Raw genomic sequence first — 18,817 nt, 5'->3', positions numbered from 1 at the left:
GGAAAGGGTGTGCGCCGCGGGAAGGGTGCGACGGCCACGCCGTTATAATCCGACACCATGTCTATCCGTTTCGTTGCCGCCGACGCCCATTGGCGCGTCGCTCCATTGCCCGGCCTGAGCGCCGCGCAGAAAGACTGGCTGACCCGTGGTGGTTCACTGACCGCGCATCTGCGTGCGCTCGGCGCGGTCGCTGTACGCGTGACGCGTGAAGGCGTCGCGCTGCCGTGGGCCGACGAGCGCGCCGCGCTCGGCCTCGCGCCGCGTGCGCCGGTCTGGGTGCGCGAGGTCGTGCTAGCCGTCGACGGCGTGCCGTTCGTGGCGGCGCATAGCGTCGCGCCGCTCGCCGCGAGCGCCGGCGTGTGGCAGGCCATGCGGCGCTTGCGCACGCGGCCGCTGGCCGAACTGCTGTATAGCGACAGCAGCGTGGCGCGTTCGTCGCTGGTGAGCCGCAGGCTGAGCGCGCGGCATCCGCTGTATCGCCTCGCGGCGCGCGCTGTCGACGCTCAGCCGCCGCACGCGCTGGTGGCGCGCCGCTCGGTGTTCGAGCGCCATGGCGCGCCGTTGATGGTGACCGAATGCATGCTGCCGGCGCTATGGGCGCATCTGGCGAGCGTGTCCCACGCCGGCCGGTCGGACGCGTGGCTGGCGCATCCGCGCATGCGCGAACACGGCCGTCCGCTCGAGCACACCGCATCGCGCGCGCATCCCGCCACGCGCGCGTCCGACGAGCGGCACCGCTGATGCTGCGCGGCTTTCCTCCCGTCGCCGCCGCGGATACGCATACGCTGATTCTCGGCAGCTTTCCCGGCGAGGCGTCGCTGGCCGCGACGCAGTATTACGCGCATCCGCGCAACCAGTTCTGGCGGCTGCTCGGCACCGTGCTCGACGAACCGCTCGCCGAACTCGTCTATGAGGAGCGTCTGCGGCGCGTGCTGGCTCACGGCATCGGCGTGTGGGACGTGCTCGCCGCCTGCACGCGCGAAGGCAGTCTCGACGCGGCGATCCGCAATGCCAGCCCCAACGATTTCGCTTCGCTGCGCGAGCACGCGCCGAAGCTCGCGAAAGTCTGCTTCAACGGCAAGACGGCGGGCCGCTTCGCGCCGGTGATCGGCGCGGCGGGCTACACCACCCTGGTATTGCCTTCGTCGAGTCCGGCGAATGCTATGCTCTCGTTCGACCAAAAATTGCGTCTTTGGCGCGACATCCTTACATGACGAAATTGATCAAGCGCGCTTCCGCTGAAGCGCGTGCCTTCCGCAACCGTGACGCTGACGCCGCCGGCGGTCGTCCCCAAAAGCAGAAAGAACAGAAGATCCTGCGCGGCAAGAAGCGCGCCTCGCACGCTTCGCACGACGAAGATCTGCACGACGCGCCGCAAATCGAAGCGCCGCGCAAGCCCCGTTTCGCCCCGGTGACGTTCTCGGAAGAGGGCGGCGTGCGTTTTCTGCACTTCGGCACGGAGTGGGTGCAAGGCGCGATGCGTCTGCGCAAGCCGGATCACATCGAACTCGAATACGCGCAGCAGATGATGGCGTGGCTGCTTTTCATCGAAACGCCCAGGCGTATCGTCCAGCTCGGTCTGGGCGCGGCGGCGCTGACCAAGTTCGCGCACCGCTTCCTGAAGCGCGCGAAGGTCGAGGCGGTGGAAGTGAACCCGGCGGTCGTGGTGGCTGCGCGCACGATGTTCGAACTGCCGCACGACGACGCGCGTCTGACCGTGCACGAAACCGATGCATGGGACTTCGTCAACGATCGCGCCAACCACGGCACGATCGGCGCGCTGCAGATCGACGTCTACGACGCGACCGCGCGCGGCCCGGTGCTCGACAGCGTCGGCTTCTACCGTGCGGCACGCGCGTGTCTGACCGACGCGGGCGTGGTGACGGTGAACCTGTTCGGCGATCATCCGAGCTTCGTGCGCAACATGAAGCGGTTGAACGAAGCCTTCGACGGCCGCGTGGTCGCGCTGCCGGAAGTGCACGACGGCAACCGCATCGCGATCGCGTTTTCGGGGCCGCCGCTCGAGGTGCCGTTCACGGCGCTGCAAACGCGCGCGAAGCTGATCGAAGCCGACCTCGGTCTGCCCGCGCGCAAGTGGATCAAGGGCTTGCAGGAATCGACCGGACAGACCGGCGCCTCGTTCTCGATCTGAACGCCGCGCCAAAGCGGTCGGGCTCGCGCAAGCCGGTCCGGCCCGAGGCAGCGCACGGGCTCGTTAGCCTCGCTGCCGCTCACTTCGCCGTTGCGCCCACGCGACGGTTGCCCGCGCCGCCATCCATCGCGCATTGAACAGCCGGTCCGCGTCCCTGCGGCGCGGGCCCGCCTGTCAGACCCAGGCAGCGTGGCCTCTCACGTGCCCTGACCCGCCGCGTCGAACCTGTCCATTCGGGCATCATCGCGCCGGCCCTGAAAGCACGGCCGTGCTGGGGTCGTCCCTGCTTGACCGCGTGTTCGCGGCTCCTATACTCTTTCGAGGCTTTCGGGGCGCCCGTGGGCATTCGCGAGGCGACCCCTCGCTGCGGGATCCACCACCCGTCAAACACGGGCCAACAATTCAATAATAGGGAAGAGGAGACGTCATGGCTCACGACGCCGACGCGAACAAAGCCAGCAAGCACTGGCTCTGGTTGCTGCTGTTGCCCTGGATCGCGATGATCTGGGTGCCGTCATATAACAAGGTCGAACCGGTGCTGTTCGACTTTCCGTTTTTCTACTGGTATCAGCTCCTGTGGGTGCTGATCAGCGCGATCATCACGGCGCTCGTGTACTTCAAGACCAAGACGCGCTCCAATGGCCGTCCGCAAGGGGGCGCACGATAATGAACGCCACAGCAACTTTCGTCTTCGTTCTGTTCTTCGTCGGCGTCACGATTCTCGGCTTTATCGCGGCCCACTGGCGGCGCGGCGATCTCGCGCATCTGGAAGAGTGGGGTCTCGGTGGCCGCCGCTTCGGCACCATCGTCACTTGGTTCCTGCTGGGCGGCGACCTGTACACGGCGTACACCTTCATCGCCGTGCCGGCGCTGGTGTTCGGTGCGGGTGCGACCGGTTTCTTCGCGCTGCCGTACACGATCCTGATCTATCCGTTCGCGTTCGTCGTGTTCCCGAAATTGTGGAGCATCGCCAAACGTCAGGGCTACGTGACATCGGCGGACTTCGTTTCGGCACGCTATGGCAGCCGCATGCTCGCTTTGGCGATCGCCGTGACCGGCATCGTCGCCACCATGCCGTATATCGCGCTGCAGCTCGTGGGTATCGAAGTGGTGATCGGCGCGCTCGGTTTCGACACCAAGGGCTTCGTCGGCGATCTGCCGCTCATCATCGCGTTCGCGATCCTCGCGGCGTACACGTACACGTCCGGTCTGCGCGCGCCGGCCATGATCGCGGTGGTGAAGGACATTCTGATCTACATCACCATCTTCGCCGCGGTCATCGTGATTCCGCCGCAACTGGGCGGCTTCGGCCACATCTTCAGCGTCGTGCCGCCGGCCAAGCTGCTGCTGAAGGCGCCGGACGTCTCGAGCCTGAACGGCTACAGTGCGTACGCGACGCTCGCGGTGGGCTCGGCGCTCGCGCTGTTCCTGTATCCGCACTCGATCACGGCGGTGCTGTCGTCGAAGTCGGGTAACACCATCCGCCGCAACATGGCGATGCTGCCGGCTTACTCGCTGGTGCTCGGCCTGCTCGCGCTGCTCGGCTTCATGGCTTTGGCCGCGGGTGTGAAGGACATGCCGGAATTCGCGCCGTACTTCAAGGCGTTCGGTCCGAACTTCGCGGTGCCGGCGCTGTTCCTGCACTTCTTCCCGTCGTGGTTCGTGGGCGTCGCATTCGCGGCGATCGGCATCGGCGCGCTGGTGCCGGCGGCGATCATGTCGATCGCGGCCGCGAATCTGTACACGCGCAACATCCACAAGGAGTTCGTCAACCGCAACATGACGCATGAGCAGGAGACCAATGTCGCGAAGCTGGTCTCGCTGATCGTCAAGGTCGGCGCGGTGGCGTTCATTCTCGGCCTGCCGCTCACGTACGCGATCCAGTTGCAGCTGCTCGGCGGTATCTGGATCATCCAGACGCTGCCGGCCATCGTGCTGGGTCTGTACACCCGCGTGCTCGACTACCGCGGCCTGCTGATCGGCTGGGCGGTCGGTATCGCAACCGGCACGTGGATGGCGATTTCGCTGAAGCTGTCCAGCTCGATCTTCACGATCCACCTGTTCGGCATGGCGATTCCCGGCTACGCGGCGGTGTGGTCGCTGATCGTGAATCTGGTGGTGGCGGTGGTGGTGAGCCTGGTGGTGCGCGCGGCCGGGATGCAGCGCGCGGAAGACCGCACGCGTCCGGAAGACTATCTGGACGTGGTCGAAAGCTGAGTACGCCCGCTTTGCCTCGTCCCGCGTTACGGGATCGGGAGCGTGAAACCGCAGCGCCCGCAGACGAGAGTTTGCGGGCGTTTTGTTTTGCGGACGTTTGTGTTGATAGGGCACTCCAGGGCAGGATAGCGGAACCGTCCTTTACCGCGTCGAGCGCGCCGCCAATGGCTTCTGCCCATTCCCACACCCTGATTCCGCGCCGCTCGGCGCTCAGCCGGATGGTTCGCGCGGTGACCTCGCCTTACTACCGCTATCGCCACGCCAAGGTGCTGCACAGTCTGCGCGTCGGGGTCGCCATGCTGGTTTCGATTCTGGCGACTACCGGGATCGATATTCCGCATGGCATCTGGTCTTCGGTGACGCTGCTGGTGGTGATCGGCGGCTTGCAGCATCACGGCAACATCCGCAAGAAGGCGACCGAGCGCGCGGCGGGCACGCTGCTCGGGGCGACGATAGGGCTCGCGCTGATTCTCCTGCAAAACCTGACCGGCTCGCTGCCGCTCACCTATGTGCTGATGTCGATCGTCGCGGGCATCTGCGCGTGGTTTGCGATCGGCTCGTCGGGTTATATCGGGCTGTTGACGGCGATCACCATGTGTATCGTCGCGGGTCACGGCGACAACCTGATCGATGTCGGCCTGTGGCGCACGCTGAACGTGTTGATCGGCATTGTGATCGCGTTGGCGTTTTCATTTGCGCTGCCGTTGCATGCCACCTATTCATGGCGCTACGGCATCGCGGCCAATCTGCGCGAATGCGCGCGCATCTACACGCGGCTGCTGGAAGGCGAGACGATCAGCGAGGAAGAGCAGGTCAAGCGCTTTCTTGCCATCAACAAGCGGCTCGTGCAATTGCGTTCGCTGATGCCTTCGGTCGCGAAGGAAATCGATGTGCCGCAAGCGAAGCTCGAAGAGATTCAGCGGCTGCACCGCTCGGTGCTCAGTTCGCTGGAGTTGCTGGCCACCGGCCCACTGATGCACGCCGACGCCGCAGCGCGTGCCGCGTATGCGATGCAATGCGGCGCCGAGGTAAGCGCCGTGCGCGCGATTCTGCTCGCAACGGCGCGTGGCCTGCGCTTTGGCCGGGCGACGCACTTCGGCATTCCCGCCGCGTCGCCGCTCGCGCAGCGGCACGGCGACGCGGCGCTCAGACTGCCGGCCGAATTTCAGGGGCCGTATTGGCTCGGACAACGGCTTGCCGAACAGGTTGACCGGCTGCGCGAGCAGCTGCTGGAAACCGAGCCGAACTGGAACATTGAACGGACTTCGCGGATGTCGGCCAAGGCTTAGGCGGGTGGAACTGGCGAGGCGGCCACGCCGGGTGCGATGAACCGCACTACGCGCGATGAACCGCGCCAGCCACGACCAACCGCGCTCCGCGAGCGCGCCCGACGCCCCGACACGCTCAACCTTCCGGCAACGTCACCATCCACATGAGGCCGAAGCGGTCCACCACCATCCCGAAACCCTTGCTCCAGAAGGTCGGCTGAAACGGCATCACCACCTGGCCGCCATCGGCGAGTGCATGGAAGTACTTTTCAGCGGAGGCCGGGTCGTCGGCTGTCAGCGAGAGGCTGAAGCCGGTCATCGGGCCGGCGGCGGGATCGCAATGGCCGTCGGAGGCCATCCAGTCGGTCGAACCCATGCGCACGTTGGCGTGCATGATTTTTTCTTCGAGGCCGGGGCGCGGCTGGTTTTGCGGATCCGGCGGCGCCTCCTTGTAGCGCATCTTGAAAGTCACCTGCGCGCCGAGCTTCGCGCAGTAGTACTCGAGCGCTTCTTCGCAACGCCCGTTGAAAAAAACATAGGGTTGAACCTGCATGATCGTCTCCCGGAATAGAGGTCAGCGGCGCCGGTATCTCCCGAGAAGGCCAGCGGGAGAGCGCTCGTGAAGACGATTGTAGGCGCCCGCCCGGAGGCAATTGTGACTATATGTCGTAGAGACGGCGAGAGTTTCCTGCTGTGAGATGCAGTCCTTTCGAACGCCGCCGATAAACGCCGCGCGGCCCTGAACCGTGAGATCCAGGGCCGCGGGTGTCGAGCGCCGGCGGTGCGCGGCGCGTGCGAGGCTTAACGCAGCGCTTCGATCAGCTTTTCCAGCTTGACCGCGTCCGCGGCGAACGCGCGGATACCTTCGGCGAGTTTTTCGGTTGCCATCGCTTCGTCGTTGACGAGGAAACGGAACGACGATTCGTCGACCGGCACGCGCTCGATATCCGCCTCTTTGGCGATATCCGGCGACAGCTTGCGCTCCACCTTCTCGGTGCTGTCATGCAGCTTTTGCAGTAGATCCGGGCTGATGGTCAGCAGATCGCAGCCGGCCAGTTCCAGAATCTGACCCGGCGTGCGGAAGCTCGCGCCCATCACCTCGGTCTTGTAGCCGAACTTCTTGTAGTACGCATAGATGCGGCGCACGGATTTGACGCCCGGGTCGTTGGCGCCGCCGTCTTTCGCTTCGTCCCACGCGCTGCCGGCGTTCTTTTTGTACCAGTCGTAAATCCGGCCGACGAACGGCGAGATCAACTGCGCGCCCGCTTCGGCGCAGGCGGCGGCCTGGGCGAGCGAGAACAGCAGCGTCATGTTGCAGTGAATGCCTTCCTTTTGCAGCACTTCAGCCGCGCGAATGCCTTCCCACGTGGAGGCGAGCTTGATCAGCACGCGTTCGCGGCCAATGCCGTGTTCCTTATACAGCGCGATCAGTTCGCGGCCCTTGGCGATCGAGCCTTCCGTGTCGAACGACAGGCGCGCGTCGACTTCGGTCGACACACGGCCCGGAATGATCTTGAGAATCTCGGTGCCGAAGGCGATCAGCAACTGGTCGATGATCGCGCCGACCGGCTTCGACGCATGCGCCTTGACGGTCTTTTCGAGCAACGGCTTATAGTCGTCTTTCTGCACCGCTTTCAGAATCAGCGACGGATTGGTGGTGGCGTCTTGCGGCTTGTACTGGGCAAGCTGCTGGAAGTCGCCGGTGTCGGCCACGACGGTGGTGTACTGCTTGAGTTGATCGAGTGCGGTTGTCATGTTCGGGCCTTCAGGGCGCGCGTGCGCCGTGGTTCAGGAGAAATGAGATTGCCGCCGGCCTGACAGACAAATCAGGTCCGGCAGCCGCGGGTCACGCTGCAGCGCTGCCCGCCATGCTGGCGGGAAACGCTGCCGGATGCTTCTATTCTATGGCGATCGCCTGATGCAGTGTTGACGCTTACCCACGGCAATCCGTTCACACGGATTTCGAGCGGCAATTTTTCGCCGCCGCCGCCACCGCCGACGTTATGCCAGAAATTACCGGGCAGTGCGCCGCCGTATCGCGCCGCGGGCCGTCAGGCGCGCCGAGCGTTCAATACCACTTGCGTCACCACGCCGGCCACCAGCCCCCAGAATGCCGAGCCGATGGACAGCAGCGTCAGCCCGGACGCGGTCACCATGAACGTGACCAGCGCCGCCTCGCGCTGCTTCACGTCCTGCATGGCGTTGGTGAGGCCGCCCATGATCGAGCCGAACAGCGCCAGCGCCGCGACGGAGACCACCAGCGCTTTGGGCAAGGCCGCGAACAGCGCGGCGATGGTCGCGCCGAAAATGCCGGCGACCAGGTAGAAGATGCCGCACCAGAGCGCGGCGGTGTAACGCTTGTCGCGGTTTTCGTGGGCTTCGGGGCCGGTGCAGATCGCCGCGGTGATCGCCGCAAGATTGATGCCGTGCGAGCCGAACGGCGCAAGCAGCAGCGAAGCGATGCCGGTGGTCGAAATCAGCGGCGCGGAGGGCGTGGCGTAGCCGTCCGCGCGCAGCACGGCGATGCCCGGCACGTTCTGCGACGCCATCGCGACCACGAAGAGCGGAATTCCGATGCTGACGCTGGCCGCCACCGAAAACGCCGGCATCGTGAACACCGGATGCGCCAGCGCGACGTGAAAGTGGGTGAAGTCGAGCAGCCCGAGCGCGCCGGCGGCGATCGTGCCGACGATCAGCGTCGTCACGATCGCATAGCGCGGCGCGAGCCGTTTGCTGACGAGATAGGTGAGGAACATTGTCAGCACGAGCGCGGTCTGGAACTGCGCGGCGCGGAAAATCTCGATGCCGATTTCGAACAGGATGCCCGCCAGCAAGGCCGAGGCGATGCCCGCGGGAATTTTCCTCATCAGCGTATCGAACCAGCCGGTCAGGCCGACCAGGGTGAGCAGCAGCGCGCAGACGATAAACGCGCCGATCGCCACCGCATACGGCACATGCGGCAGCGAGGCCACCAGCAGCGCCGCGCCGGGCGTCGACCAGGCGATCACGATCGGCGCGCGATAACGTAGCGAGAGACCGATCGTGCACACGGCCATGCCGATCGACAAGGCCCAGATCCACGAGGAAATCTGCGCATCGGTCAGGTGCGCGGCCTGCCCCGCCTGGAACATCAGCACGAGCGAACTGGTGTAGCCCGTCATCATCGCGACGAAACCGGCGACGATGGCGGACAGCGAGGTGTCGGAGAAGGGATTGAGGCGCCCGGTCCGGGCGACGGCAGGGGACAAATCGGGCGATGACGACGGACTCATGCAGTTGCTTTCTTATCGGTGAGGGTATGGCGTGAAACGTGACCGGATTATTTGCTCAGAGTGCGCATCGCCGTCTCGAGGCCGGCGAGCGTGAGCGGATACATGCGGTGGCCGAGCACTTCGCGGATCGCGCTGACCGACTGCCGGTACGCCCACAGGCCTTCCGGCTCGGGATTGAGCCACGCGTGATGAGGGAAATGATCGGCGAGCCGGCGCAGCCATACCGCGCCGGCTTCGGCGTTGTTGTACTCCACCGAACCGCCCGGCTGCAGCACTTCGTATGGGCTCATCGTGGCGTCGCCGACGAAGATCAGCTTGTAGTCGGGCGTGAACTTGTGCAGCACGTCCCACGTCGGCATGCGCTCGGCGTGACGGCGGCGGTTGTTCTTCCACAGGAAGTCGTACACGCAGTTGTGGAAGTAATAAAACTCGAGATGCTTGAACTCGGCTTTCGCGGCGGAGAACAACTCCTCGGTGCGTTTGATGTGATCGTCCATCGAGCCGCCCACGTCGAGCAGCATCAGCACTTTCACCTTGTTGTGGCGCTCGGGCACCATCTTCAGGTCGAGCCAGCCGGCATTCGCGGCGGTGCTGCGGATCGTGTCGGGCAGATCGAGCTCTTCGGCGGCGCCTTCGCGGGCGAAACGGCGCAGGCGGCGCAGCGCGACTTTGATGTTGCGCGTGCCGATTTCCACCTGATCGTCGTAATCGCGATAGGCGCGGGCTTCCCAGACCTTGACGGCGGTGCGGTTGCCCGCCGCGTCGCCGCCGATGCGCACGCCCTCCGGGTTGTAGCCGCCATTGCCGAACGGCGACGTGCCGCCGGTGCCGATCCACTTGTTGCCGCCCTCGTGGCGCTCCTTCTGTTCGTCGAACAGCTCTTTCAGGCGCTCCATCAGCTTGTCGAGGCCGCCCATCGCTTCGATCTGCGCTTTTTCTTCCGGCGACAGATCGCGTTGGAGTTTTTTCTTCAGCCAGTCGAGCGGGACGTCGAAAGCGAGCTCCGAGGCTTGCGCGACGCCATTGAAGTAGGCGCCGAACGCCTGGTCGAACTTGTCGAAATATTGCTCGTCTTTGACGAGCGTCATGCGCGCGAGATAGTAGAACTCGTCGAGCGACGGTGCGATCACGTTGGCTTTGAGCGCCTCGAGCAGCGTCAGGTATTCCTTCACCGAGACCGGCAGCTTGGCGGCGCGCAGCGAGTAGAAAAAGTCGATCAGCATGCTGGGTCCTCTGCGGGCTCGGGTGGTCGGGGCGGCGCGTGCTTCAATGGCGGCCTCTCGGTAACGACCCGGTGCTCAATCAATGATCGATCGACGCTCAGTCGGCGATCTTTCAACGGTTGTTGCGGTTCATGAAAATGAGCCGCTCGAACAGGCTCACGTCCTGCTCGTTCTTCAGCAGCGCGCCATGCAGCGGCGGAATGATCTGCTTCTGGTCGGACGAGCGCAGCGCTTCGGGCGGAATATCTTCGGCGAGCAGCAGCTTGAGCCAGTCGAGCAACTCCGAGGTGGACGGCTTCTTCTTCAATCCGGCGACGTTGCGCAGCTCGAAAAAGCTCTGCATGGCGGCCGCGAGCAGTTCCTTCTTGATGCCGGGATAGTGCACCTCGACGATCTGCTGCATGGTGACCGGGTCGGGGAACTTGATGTAGTGGAAGAAGCAGCGGCGCAAGAACGCGTCGGGCAGTTCCTTTTCGTTGTTCGAGGTGATGATCACGAGCGGGCGCTGTTTGGCGCGGATCAGCTCGTGCGTCTCGTACACATAGAACTCCATGCGGTCGAGTTCGCGCAGCAGGTCGTTCGGGAATTCGATGTCGGCCTTGTCGATCTCGTCGATCAGCAGCACCGTTTGCTGCTCCGACTCGAACGACTGCCACAGCACGCCCTTGACGATGTAGTTGCGGATGTCCTTGACGCGCTCGTCGCCGAGCTGCGAATCGCGCAGGCGCGACACCGCGTCGTACTCGTACAGGCCCTGCTGCGCCTTGGTGGTGGACTTGATGTGCCACTGCAAAAGCGGCATGCCGAGCGCGGCGGCGACTTCTTCGGCGAGCATGGTTTTGCCCGTGCCGGGTTCGCCTTTGATCAGCAACGGGCGCTTGAGCGTCATCGCGGCATTGACCGCGAGCTTGAGGTCGTCGGTGGCGACGTACTGCGATGAGCCTTCGAAACGCATGGCGAGATGCTCTTTTTCGGGGAAAAAGCCCAGTATAAGTCAGAAGACCTGTTGGCCTGAAACCGGCTCGCGTATGGTGTCACCCGCGGCGTTGCAGGGCGAAGCGGGCGTGCAGGCGGCGTTTGCGAGCGACCCGAAGGCTCGCGCGGCGGACCCGGTGGGCGGGTGCGCCGCCCGGATCGGGCGTGGCCGTGTTCCATGCCGTGTCGGACCGGTATGCCATGGCCGCCGCCATACCTGACGGTGCGGGCGCGGCGGAGCAAAACGGCGCTAGGCGTGCTTTTGCGGCGCCCGGACGGGCCGCTGGCCCCGCGCGGTGGACGTTCGGCGCGGCGTCGCGGTACAATTAGCCCGATTTTTTTGGCCTGCGTGGCTACCCTATAAGAATAACGGCGCGGGCCGTTGCCTTTTTGGTCGCCCGTTTCCCCTCAAGCCAGGTTACATGCTATGAATAAATTCGTTGGCAAACACGTCGTGATCGCAGCGCTGTCGGTGCTCGCGGGCTATGCGGCCAGTGCGCAGGCAGCGGATGTCGTCGGCAACGCTAAGGCGGGCCAAGGCAAGGTCGCGATGTGTATCGGCTGCCACGGCATCCCTGAATACCGCACGGCTTACCCTGAGGTCTACCGCGTGCCGATGCTCGGCGGCCAGAATCAGGCGTACCTCGAAAACGCGCTGCACGGCTACAAGAAGGGCGACCGTCATTTCGAAACGATGCGCGCCATCACCGCGTCGCTGTCGGATCAGGACATCGCCGACATCGCTGCCTACTACGCGGCGCAAAATTCCTCTTCGAAGAGCAATCCCGACAAGTGATCGGCTGCGGTCGTCCATCCAGTCACCCGGCAAATAAATTCGCGGGATAGGAGAATTCATGAATAAGCCCCAACAGGCACTCCACACGGTGTTCAAGGCTGCATGCGCGTCGGCGGCAGTGATCGGTCTGGTTGCAGCGAACCTGGCACACGCAGCAGACGCCGGCAACGGCAAGGTGCTGGCGGACAGCCACAACTGCGCGGCTTGTCACGGTGTGAACCTGAACAAGCCGGTAAGCCCGGAATATCCGAAGCTCGCTGGTCAGCATTCCGATTACGTCTACTGGTCGCTGCGTCAATACCAGATGGGCAACGGCAATCCGCACTTCGGTCGCAACAACGCGATCATGCAGGCGCAAGTGCAAAGCCTGTCGCAAAGCGACATGAAAGACATCGCAGCCTATGTCGAATCGCTGAACGGCGATCTGGTGCAGAAGAAGTAAGCGAGTCGCGTGGTTGCCGCGCGGCTTTCAGATTGAACAACACCCCGCCTCGGCGGGGTGTTGTGCTTCTGGAGCCGTGATTCGCGCGGACGGTGCGCGCAGGTCTTAGTCGCGCGTGGCGCGCCGCTCGATGCGCTGCAGGTACGCGTCCGTGTCCGGCGGCATGCCGGTGCGCTGCGCTTCCCAGATGGTTTCGCCAAGACAGTCCATGATGGCGTGCTGTGCCTCGTGGGTCGAGCCGAGGCGTGCGGCGAGCCGTTCGTGCGCCGCGCGAATGCCGGGCGGCTGATCGATCGACAACTGTTCGGTAATGGCCAGGTGCATCGACAGATGCAGGAACGGGTTGGTCTGCCCGCGCTCGGGCGAGTAGTCCTGCGCCTGGGCGGCGTCGCCGTCGGTCAGATCGGCGTGGTATTCGGGATGCTCGACGATCCAGTCGGCGGCGATGGCCTCCAGCGGCGTCAGAATTTCACCTTGACGCTGTTTGCGCCAGGTGTCGGTGAAGAAGAGACGAACTTCGTCGCGGCTGGGATTGAACATCGTGGGACCGGTGCGTTGAGTGGGGCGTAAGTCGGTAAAGCGTGAGCCTGTCAAGCCAACGAGGCAGGACGTCATTTTACGCCGCGGCGCCGTGCGCTGCTGGCGGCGCGGCGCGCCGGGCGGCGTCGCTCACAGATCCGGCGCCGGTGTTTTCGGCCGGAACTCGCAGAGCGGCTCGATCACGCAATGCCAGCATTCGGGCCGCCGCGCCTTGCAGACATAACGGCCGTGCAGGATCAACCAGTGATGCGCGTCCTGCCTGAATTCGGCGGGGGTGAATTTCTCCAGTGCCGCTTCGACTGCGCGAACGTCTTTGCCGGGCGCGAGACCGGTTCGATTCGCAACCCGAAAGATGTGCGTGTCGACTGCGATGGTCGGATGACCGAACGCCGTGTTGAGAATCACATTGGCCGTTTTCCGTCCGACGCCCGGCAGACTTTCGAGCGCTTCGCGATTCTCGGGCACTTCGCCGCCGTACTGATCGAGCAGAATGCGGCAGGTCGCAATGACGTTCTTCGCCTTGGTGCGATAGAGGCCGATGGTCTTGATGTATCCGGCCACGCCTTCTTCGCCGAGATCGACAACCTTCTGCGGCGTGTTCGCGACCGGGAACATCTTGCGCATGGCTTTGTTGACCGACACGTCGGTGGCCTGCGCGGACAGCAGCACGGCGATCAGCAGTTCGAACGGAGTGGTGTACTCGAGCTCGGTGGTCGGATGCGGGTTGAGACTTTGAAGCGTCTCGTAGATGGCGCGGCGTTTGTTCGCGTTCATGCTCGGCGTGAAGGTGCGGTTAGCGCTTGTCGGACGGCGTGCCGCTGTCGTCCCCGGCGAGTCCGAGACGGCGGCGGCGTGCCTCGGCGGCGTCGATCTGCGCCTGTACGTCGGCGCTCACTTGCTCGGTGTTCAGCGGGCCCTGGCCCTTGGCGGCCAATTCTTCCTTTTTCTTGCGGGCGCGTTCGAGCGCGGCCTGGATGATCGCGCGTTTCTTTGCTTCGGCGTCTTCCGCGGCGGGCGCGGCCGATGGCGTGCCGGCATCGGCCTGCGTTGCTTCGTTAGCCTGAGCAGCGGGGCTGCTGCCTGCGCGCCGCGCTGCAGCACGTGCCTCGGCGGCCTCGCGTTCGCGTGCGAGGCGCGCTTCGCGCCGGTCATGGCGTGCGCGCGCGGCGTCGGCCTGGGCCTGGCTCCACGCGTCCCAACCGGTCGCCTCGCCGGTCACGGGCGGCAAGGCAATGCAATCGACCGGGCAGGGCGGCACGCACAGATCGCAACCGGTACAGAGTTCGGCGATGACCGTGTGCATCTGCTTCGGTGCGCCAACTATTGCATCGACTGGACATGCCTGCATGCACAACGTGCAGCCGATGCAAACTTGTTCGTCGATAACCGCCAACGGACGCGGCCGTTCGACGCCGTTGGCGGAATTGAGCGGAATCACCGGCTTGCCGAGCAACGCGGCAAGCCGGGCGATGCCTTCGGCGCCGCCCGGCGGGCACTGATTGTAGTTGGCCTCACCGCTTGCAACGGCTTCGGCATAGGGGCGGCATGCGGGGTAACCGCACTTGGTGCATTGCGTCTGGGGGAGCAGGTCTTCGATGCGATCTGCGAGTGTTTTGATTTCTGTCACGGTCACGACGTGGGGCTTTGGCTTGCGGCCGCACAGCTTGAACTAAATAGCACATTATCGCCGATTTCCCCAATTGCCATCCGCAATCCATGTGCCATAATCGAAGCGCTTTTTCGAAAGACCGCATAAGGGTGTTCCCCCAACCAGCCCGTTCAGTGCTGTCGGTGCAAGGCCCGAGGAGAGGCCGGCGGCGCGATCCGGATAACGCGGCTCACGAAGACGATGCCACCATGAATCAGCCGAAAATCAAAAGAGATCCTGAAGGCACACGGCGCCGCATTCTGCTTGCGGCGGCCGAAGAGTTTGCAAATGGTGGGCTATTCGGCGCGCGCGTCGATCAGATCGCCCGCCGCGCGGAAACGAATGAACGCATGCTCTATTACTACTTCGGTAGCAAGGAGCAGCTTTTTACCGCCGTACTCGAGCACGCGTTCAGCGCGCTCAATGAAGCGGAGCGCACGCTCGAACTCAACGGCATCGCGCCGGTCGAGGCGATTACGCGTCTTGCGCATTTTGTTTGGGATTATTACCGCGATCATCCCGAGTTGCTGCGTCTCATCAACAATGAGAATCTGCATGAAGCGCGCTACATGCAAAAGTCGACGCGCATCCGCGAAATGATCTCGCCGATCGTCGCCACGCTCGGCGGTATTCTCGAGCGCGGCCAGCGCGCGGGGCTGTTTCGCGCCAACGTCGATCCGCTGCGGTTCTATGTCACGCTGTCCGGCATGGGCTACTACATCGTGTCGAACCGCTTCACGCTCGAAGCCACGCTCGGGCGCGATTTCAGCAGCGCGAGCGAGCGCAGCGAAGTGATTCAGATGAACACCGAGTTGCTGCTCGCGTATCTGTTGCGCAAATAACCCGCGTCGCCAACCGCGGGTCGAGGCTTCGGGATCCTCATAAACGACAACGGCCTCCGAGGAGGCCGTTGTTGCCGTCTGGCTGTGCGCGCGTCGCTCAGGCTTCGACTCGTTCCTTCGCGACCTTCGTCACCTTGTTGTGCTCGAGGATAAAGTCGCGCAACTGCGGGTAGATGATGGTGCGCCAGCGGCGTCCCGAGAAAATACCGTAGTGCCCGCACTTTTCAGCCGTGAAGTGACGCTTGTGCGTCTCCGGAATGCCCGTGCACAGTTCGTGCGCGGCATAGGTCTGGCCGTCGCCGGAGATATCGTCGAGCTCGCCTTCGATCGTGAAGAGCGCGGTCCTGGTAATGTCCTGCGGTCGCACCCGTTCGCCGGAGACGTCCCACGTGCCTTCGGCAAGGCTGAACTCCTGGAACACGACCCGGATCGTGTCGAGGTAATAGTCCGCGTCCATGTCGAGCACCGCGTTGTACTCGTCGTAAAAGCGCCGGTGGGCTTCCGCGTCGTCTTCGTCGCCGCGCAGCAGGCTCTGGTAGAAATCCCAGTGCGATGCCGCGTGACGTTCCGGATTCATTGCCACAAAACCGGTGTGTTGCAAAAAGCCCGGATAAACCTTGCGGCCCACGCCCGGATAATTAGGCGGCACCGTGAAGATCACGTTGTTCTCGAACCATTCGTAAGAATGCTGAGTGGCGAGCGAGTTGACCGAAGTCGGACTCTTGCGGGCGTCGATCGGGCCACCCATCATGGTCATGGTGCGCGGCGTGTCCTCGCCGCGGCTCGCCAGCAGCGAAATGGCGGCGAGCACCGGCACGGTCGGCTGGCACACGGAGATCACATGCAGATTCTTCGCGCCGATGTGGCGGATGAATTCCTGAATGTAGGCGACGTAGTCGTCCAGATGAAACTCGCCGGCTTCGAGCGGCACCATGCGTGCGTCGATCCAGTCGGTCAGGTAGACCTTGTGGTCCTGAAGCAATGTGCGCACGGTGTCACGCAGCAGCGTGGCGTGGTGTCCCGACAACGGTGCGCACACCAGCACGACCGGCTCGTCTTTCAATTGGGTAACAGCGTCGCTGTCGTCCGCGAAACGCTTGAAACGCATCAGGCGGCAAAACGGCTTCTCGATGATCGTCTGCTCGATGATCGGGATGTTGTGGCCGTCTTTCACAATCTGGTGAAGATTGAACTCGGGCTTTTCGTAATCTTTACCGAGCCGGTAGAGCAATTCGTACCCCGCCGAAAGACGCGTGGCGCCCGGCACATAGGCCAGCGGGCTGGCTGGATTCGCGAAAGACTTGGACGCGGCCTGGGCCCAGGCGGTGAGGGGGCTCAACATAGCCCGCTGGAATTCGTGCAGTTGGTAGAGCATGGGTGCTCCGTTTAAGCGGTTCGCATGGGGCTTCGCAAACACGCACAGGGCGTTGCGGCAGGCCAATTTGGTTGTGGGCACATTGTTTTTCGGCCGACAGTCTGATCGATCATATCGAACTAAGCGCAATTGTGCAATGCAGCAATTTGTGTGCGACTAACACGCAAACTGCCATTAAATCATGCTAGTGGCGATGTTGCCGCGCCGCTATCGGGGGTTGCCGCAGCATCAAGTTCCGATGGTCCGTTGCCGTTATGGACGGGTTGCCCTGTCGCCTGCGCCATCGCCTGTTCGTGTTTCATCAGGTTCAGGCCGGTGTGCACGAGGGCCACATGCGAAAAAGCCTGCGGAAAATTGCCGACGAGGCGCTTTGCCCCCGGATCGTACTCTTCCGCGAGCAAGCCGACATCGTTGCAAAGCGCGAGCAGCCGCTCATACATTGCGATCGCTTCGTCCAGCCGGCCTTGCAGCGCCAGGTTGTCCACCATCCAGAATGAGCAAGCGAGAAACGTGCCTTCGCCCGGCGGCAGGCCGTCGTCGTATTCGGTAGTGCGGTAGCGCATCACGAAACCGTCGTGCATCAAATCCTTCTCGATGGCCGCCACGGTGCCCTTGACGCGCGGATCGAGCGGCGGCAGAAACCCTAGCAGCGGCATCAGCAGCACGCTGGCGTCGAGCTCGTTGGTGCCGTAGCACTGCGAGAACGCGTTGAGCGCGGGGTTCCACGCCTTTTCGCAGACTTCCGCGTGGATTTGCGCGCGGGTGGCGCGCCATTCGTCGAGCGGGCCGTCGAGCTGGAACATCTCCGCCGACCTGATGGCGCGGTCGTATGCAACCCACGCCATGACCTTCGAGAAGGTGAAATGCTGACGGCCGCCGCGCGTTTCCCAGATACCTTCGTCGGGTTCCCGCCAGATCGTGTCGAGGTGGGAGAGCAGCGCGCGTTGCACGTTCCACGCGGTGTCGTCCGCCTGCAGGCCGCCGACCCGCGCGAGATGCAGCGCGTTCATCACTTCGCCGTAGACGTCGAGCTGACGCTGATCGACCGCGTTATTGCCGATCCGCACCGGTTTCGCGCCCTGATAGCCGGGCAGCCAGTCGAGCTCGAACTCGGGCAGGCGCCGCTCGCCCGCGATGCCGTACATGATCTGCAACTGGTCCGGCGCACCGGCCATCACGCGGCCGAGCCAGGAGCGCCACGCGCGTGCTTCGTCGAAGTAGCCGCCGCGCATCATCGCGAGCAGCGTGATGGTGGCGTCGCGCAGCCAGCAGTAGCGGTAGTCCCAGTTGCGGGTGCCGCCGAGCTGCTCCGGCAGCGAGGTCGTGGGCGCCGCGACGATGCCGCCGGTCGGCTCGTAGGCGAGCGCCTTGAGCGTAATCAGCGAACGGCGGATCGGTTCGGCCCAGCGTCCTTCCACCGTGCCGCGCGCCGACCATTCGAGCCAGTGGTTCTCGGTGCGCGCGAGCGACGTGTGTGGGTCGCGCGCGGGCGGAATACGCAGATGCGAGGGCGAATAAGCCAGCGAGAACGGCACTCGCTCGCCTTCGCTGACGGTGAACTCGGCCACCGTCTTCATGTCCTCGCCGCGCAACTCGACCGGCGTGCGCAGCACGGCGTTATCCGGGCCGGCGATCGCCTTGATGCCGCTGTCATGCTTGAGGCGGTCGACCCACGGAATCGAAAAGCCGTAATCGAAGCGCAGCACCAGCTCCATCTTCATGCGCACCGTGCCGCGCTGGCCGACGACGATCCGCACCAGTTCCGACCAGCCGTTACCCGGCGGCATGAAATCGACTAGCGTGACGGCGCCCTCCGGCGTCTCGAAATGGGTTTCGAGGATCAGCGTTTCGCCGCGATAGCGGCGGGTGATGGCGGGCGGCGTGTCCGAGACCGGCGAGATCAGCCAGCGGCCGTTGCCGGGCGTGCCGAGCAGGGCGGCGAAGCAGGCGCCGGAATCGAAGCGCGGCCAGCAGAGCCAGTCGACGGAGCCTTCGCGGGAGATGAGCGCGGCCGTGTGGCCGTCGCCGACGAGCGCATAGTCTTCGATGTTTGCGGGCATGGGGGAG

General features: G+C 64.1%; 19 protein-coding genes. 9 read left to right on the top strand and 10 right to left on the bottom strand.

The window, feature by feature from the left end; translation table 11 throughout:
* The first annotated feature begins 57 nt into the window (after window positions 1-57).
* The 6 genes from CJU94_RS19230 to CJU94_RS19205 all read left to right on the top strand — a co-directional run bounded on the left by CJU94_RS19230 (window position 58) and on the right by CJU94_RS19205 (window position 5,658).
* Window positions 58-741, top strand: a complete 684-nt coding sequence (locus CJU94_RS19230) for a chorismate--pyruvate lyase family protein (RefSeq protein WP_095420051.1) — start codon at window positions 58-60, stop codon at window positions 739-741.
* Window positions 741-1,214 (top strand): DNA-deoxyinosine glycosylase, encoded by a 474-nt coding sequence (locus CJU94_RS19225; protein ID WP_095420050.1) that lies wholly within the window; start codon window positions 741-743, stop codon window positions 1,212-1,214. Before CJU94_RS19230 ends, CJU94_RS19225 begins: the two co-directional genes overlap by 1 nt.
* Window positions 1,211-2,152 (top strand): class I SAM-dependent methyltransferase, encoded by a 942-nt coding sequence (locus CJU94_RS19220; RefSeq protein ID WP_095420049.1) that lies wholly within the window; start codon window positions 1,211-1,213, stop codon window positions 2,150-2,152. The genes CJU94_RS19225 and CJU94_RS19220 overlap by 4 nt, the downstream gene beginning before the upstream one ends.
* A gap of 427 nt (window positions 2,153-2,579) precedes the next feature.
* Window positions 2,580-2,819, top strand: a complete 240-nt coding sequence (locus CJU94_RS19215; protein ID WP_095420048.1) for a DUF3311 domain-containing protein — start codon at window positions 2,580-2,582, stop codon at window positions 2,817-2,819.
* Complete coding sequence (gene mctP, locus CJU94_RS19210; RefSeq protein ID WP_095420047.1) at window positions 2,819-4,369, top strand: monocarboxylate uptake permease MctP; 1,551 nt, start codon at window positions 2,819-2,821, stop codon at window positions 4,367-4,369. The genes CJU94_RS19215 and mctP overlap by 1 nt, the downstream gene beginning before the upstream one ends.
* Window positions 4,370-4,533: 164 nt before the next feature.
* Window positions 4,534-5,658 (top strand): FUSC family protein, encoded by a 1,125-nt coding sequence (locus CJU94_RS19205; protein ID WP_095420046.1) that lies wholly within the window; start codon window positions 4,534-4,536, stop codon window positions 5,656-5,658.
* A 115-nt stretch (window positions 5,659-5,773) separates the two neighbouring features.
* Here CJU94_RS19205 and CJU94_RS19200 read toward each other — a convergent pair whose 3' ends face one another.
* The 5 genes from CJU94_RS19200 to CJU94_RS19180 form a co-directional block, all read right to left on the bottom strand.
* A complete protein-coding gene (locus tag CJU94_RS19200) occupies window positions 5,774-6,190 on the bottom strand; it encodes a VOC family protein (protein ID WP_095420045.1) in 417 nt (138 codons plus the stop codon).
* 248 nt (window positions 6,191-6,438) lie between these two features.
* Window positions 6,439-7,392, bottom strand: coding sequence for a transaldolase (gene tal, locus CJU94_RS19195; protein ID WP_095420044.1), 954 nt, complete (start codon window positions 7,390-7,392; stop codon window positions 6,439-6,441).
* A gap of 296 nt (window positions 7,393-7,688) precedes the next feature.
* A complete protein-coding gene (locus CJU94_RS19190) occupies window positions 7,689-8,909 on the bottom strand; it encodes a benzoate/H(+) symporter BenE family transporter (protein WP_095420043.1) in 1,221 nt (406 codons plus the stop codon).
* Between the two features lie 47 nt (window positions 8,910-8,956).
* Window positions 8,957-10,132, bottom strand: a complete 1,176-nt coding sequence (locus tag CJU94_RS19185) for a vWA domain-containing protein (RefSeq protein WP_095420042.1) — start codon at window positions 10,130-10,132, stop codon at window positions 8,957-8,959.
* 112 nt (window positions 10,133-10,244) lie between these two features.
* On the bottom strand, window positions 10,245-11,087 hold the full coding sequence (locus CJU94_RS19180; RefSeq protein WP_095420041.1) for an AAA family ATPase: 843 nt from the start codon (window positions 11,085-11,087) through the stop codon (window positions 10,245-10,247).
* 447 nt (window positions 11,088-11,534) lie between these two features.
* On the opposite strand from CJU94_RS19180, the gene CJU94_RS19175 reads away from it, so the two are divergent.
* Both CJU94_RS19175 and CJU94_RS19170 read left to right on the top strand, forming a co-directional pair.
* On the top strand, window positions 11,535-11,903 hold the full coding sequence (locus tag CJU94_RS19175; protein WP_007175710.1) for a c-type cytochrome: 369 nt from the start codon (window positions 11,535-11,537) through the stop codon (window positions 11,901-11,903).
* 58 nt (window positions 11,904-11,961) lie between these two features.
* Entirely contained in the window at window positions 11,962-12,345 is a 384-nt protein-coding gene (locus CJU94_RS19170; protein ID WP_095420040.1) for a c-type cytochrome, read from the top strand.
* 105 nt (window positions 12,346-12,450) lie between these two features.
* On the opposite strand, the gene CJU94_RS19165 is transcribed toward CJU94_RS19170, so the two are convergent.
* The 3 genes from CJU94_RS19165 to rsxB form a co-directional block, all read right to left on the bottom strand.
* On the bottom strand, window positions 12,451-12,885 hold the full coding sequence (locus CJU94_RS19165) for a DUF1841 family protein (RefSeq protein WP_095420039.1): 435 nt from the start codon (window positions 12,883-12,885) through the stop codon (window positions 12,451-12,453).
* 129 nt (window positions 12,886-13,014) lie between these two features.
* Window positions 13,015-13,659, bottom strand: coding sequence for an endonuclease III (gene nth, locus CJU94_RS19160; protein ID WP_095420038.1), 645 nt, complete (start codon window positions 13,657-13,659; stop codon window positions 13,015-13,017).
* Between the two features lie 19 nt (window positions 13,660-13,678).
* A complete protein-coding gene (gene rsxB, locus CJU94_RS19155; protein ID WP_167397545.1) occupies window positions 13,679-14,512 on the bottom strand; it encodes an electron transport complex subunit RsxB in 834 nt (277 codons plus the stop codon).
* Between the two features lie 230 nt (window positions 14,513-14,742).
* Between rsxB and CJU94_RS19150 the strand changes: the two genes are divergently transcribed.
* Entirely contained in the window at window positions 14,743-15,375 is a 633-nt protein-coding gene (locus tag CJU94_RS19150; RefSeq protein WP_095420036.1) for a TetR/AcrR family transcriptional regulator, read from the top strand.
* A 97-nt stretch (window positions 15,376-15,472) separates the two neighbouring features.
* Here the strand turns inward: CJU94_RS19150 and CJU94_RS19145 are convergent, their stop codons facing one another.
* Together CJU94_RS19145 and CJU94_RS19140 are read right to left on the bottom strand one after the other, a co-directional pair.
* Window positions 15,473-16,750 (bottom strand): polyhydroxyalkanoate depolymerase, encoded by a 1,278-nt coding sequence (locus CJU94_RS19145; protein WP_095420035.1) that lies wholly within the window; start codon window positions 16,748-16,750, stop codon window positions 15,473-15,475.
* 179 nt (window positions 16,751-16,929) lie between these two features.
* Entirely contained in the window at window positions 16,930-18,810 is a 1,881-nt protein-coding gene (locus CJU94_RS19140; protein ID WP_095420034.1) for a glycoside hydrolase family 15 protein, read from the bottom strand.
* Between the last annotated feature and the right edge of the window lie 7 nt (window positions 18,811-18,817).

It is taken from the genome of Paraburkholderia aromaticivorans (assembly GCF_002278075.1).
Taxonomy (GTDB): Bacteria; Pseudomonadota; Gammaproteobacteria; order Burkholderiales; family Burkholderiaceae; genus Paraburkholderia; species Paraburkholderia aromaticivorans.
The sequence above is the reverse complement of the archived record's forward strand: the minus strand, read 5'-3'. Positions and strand labels throughout refer to the sequence as shown.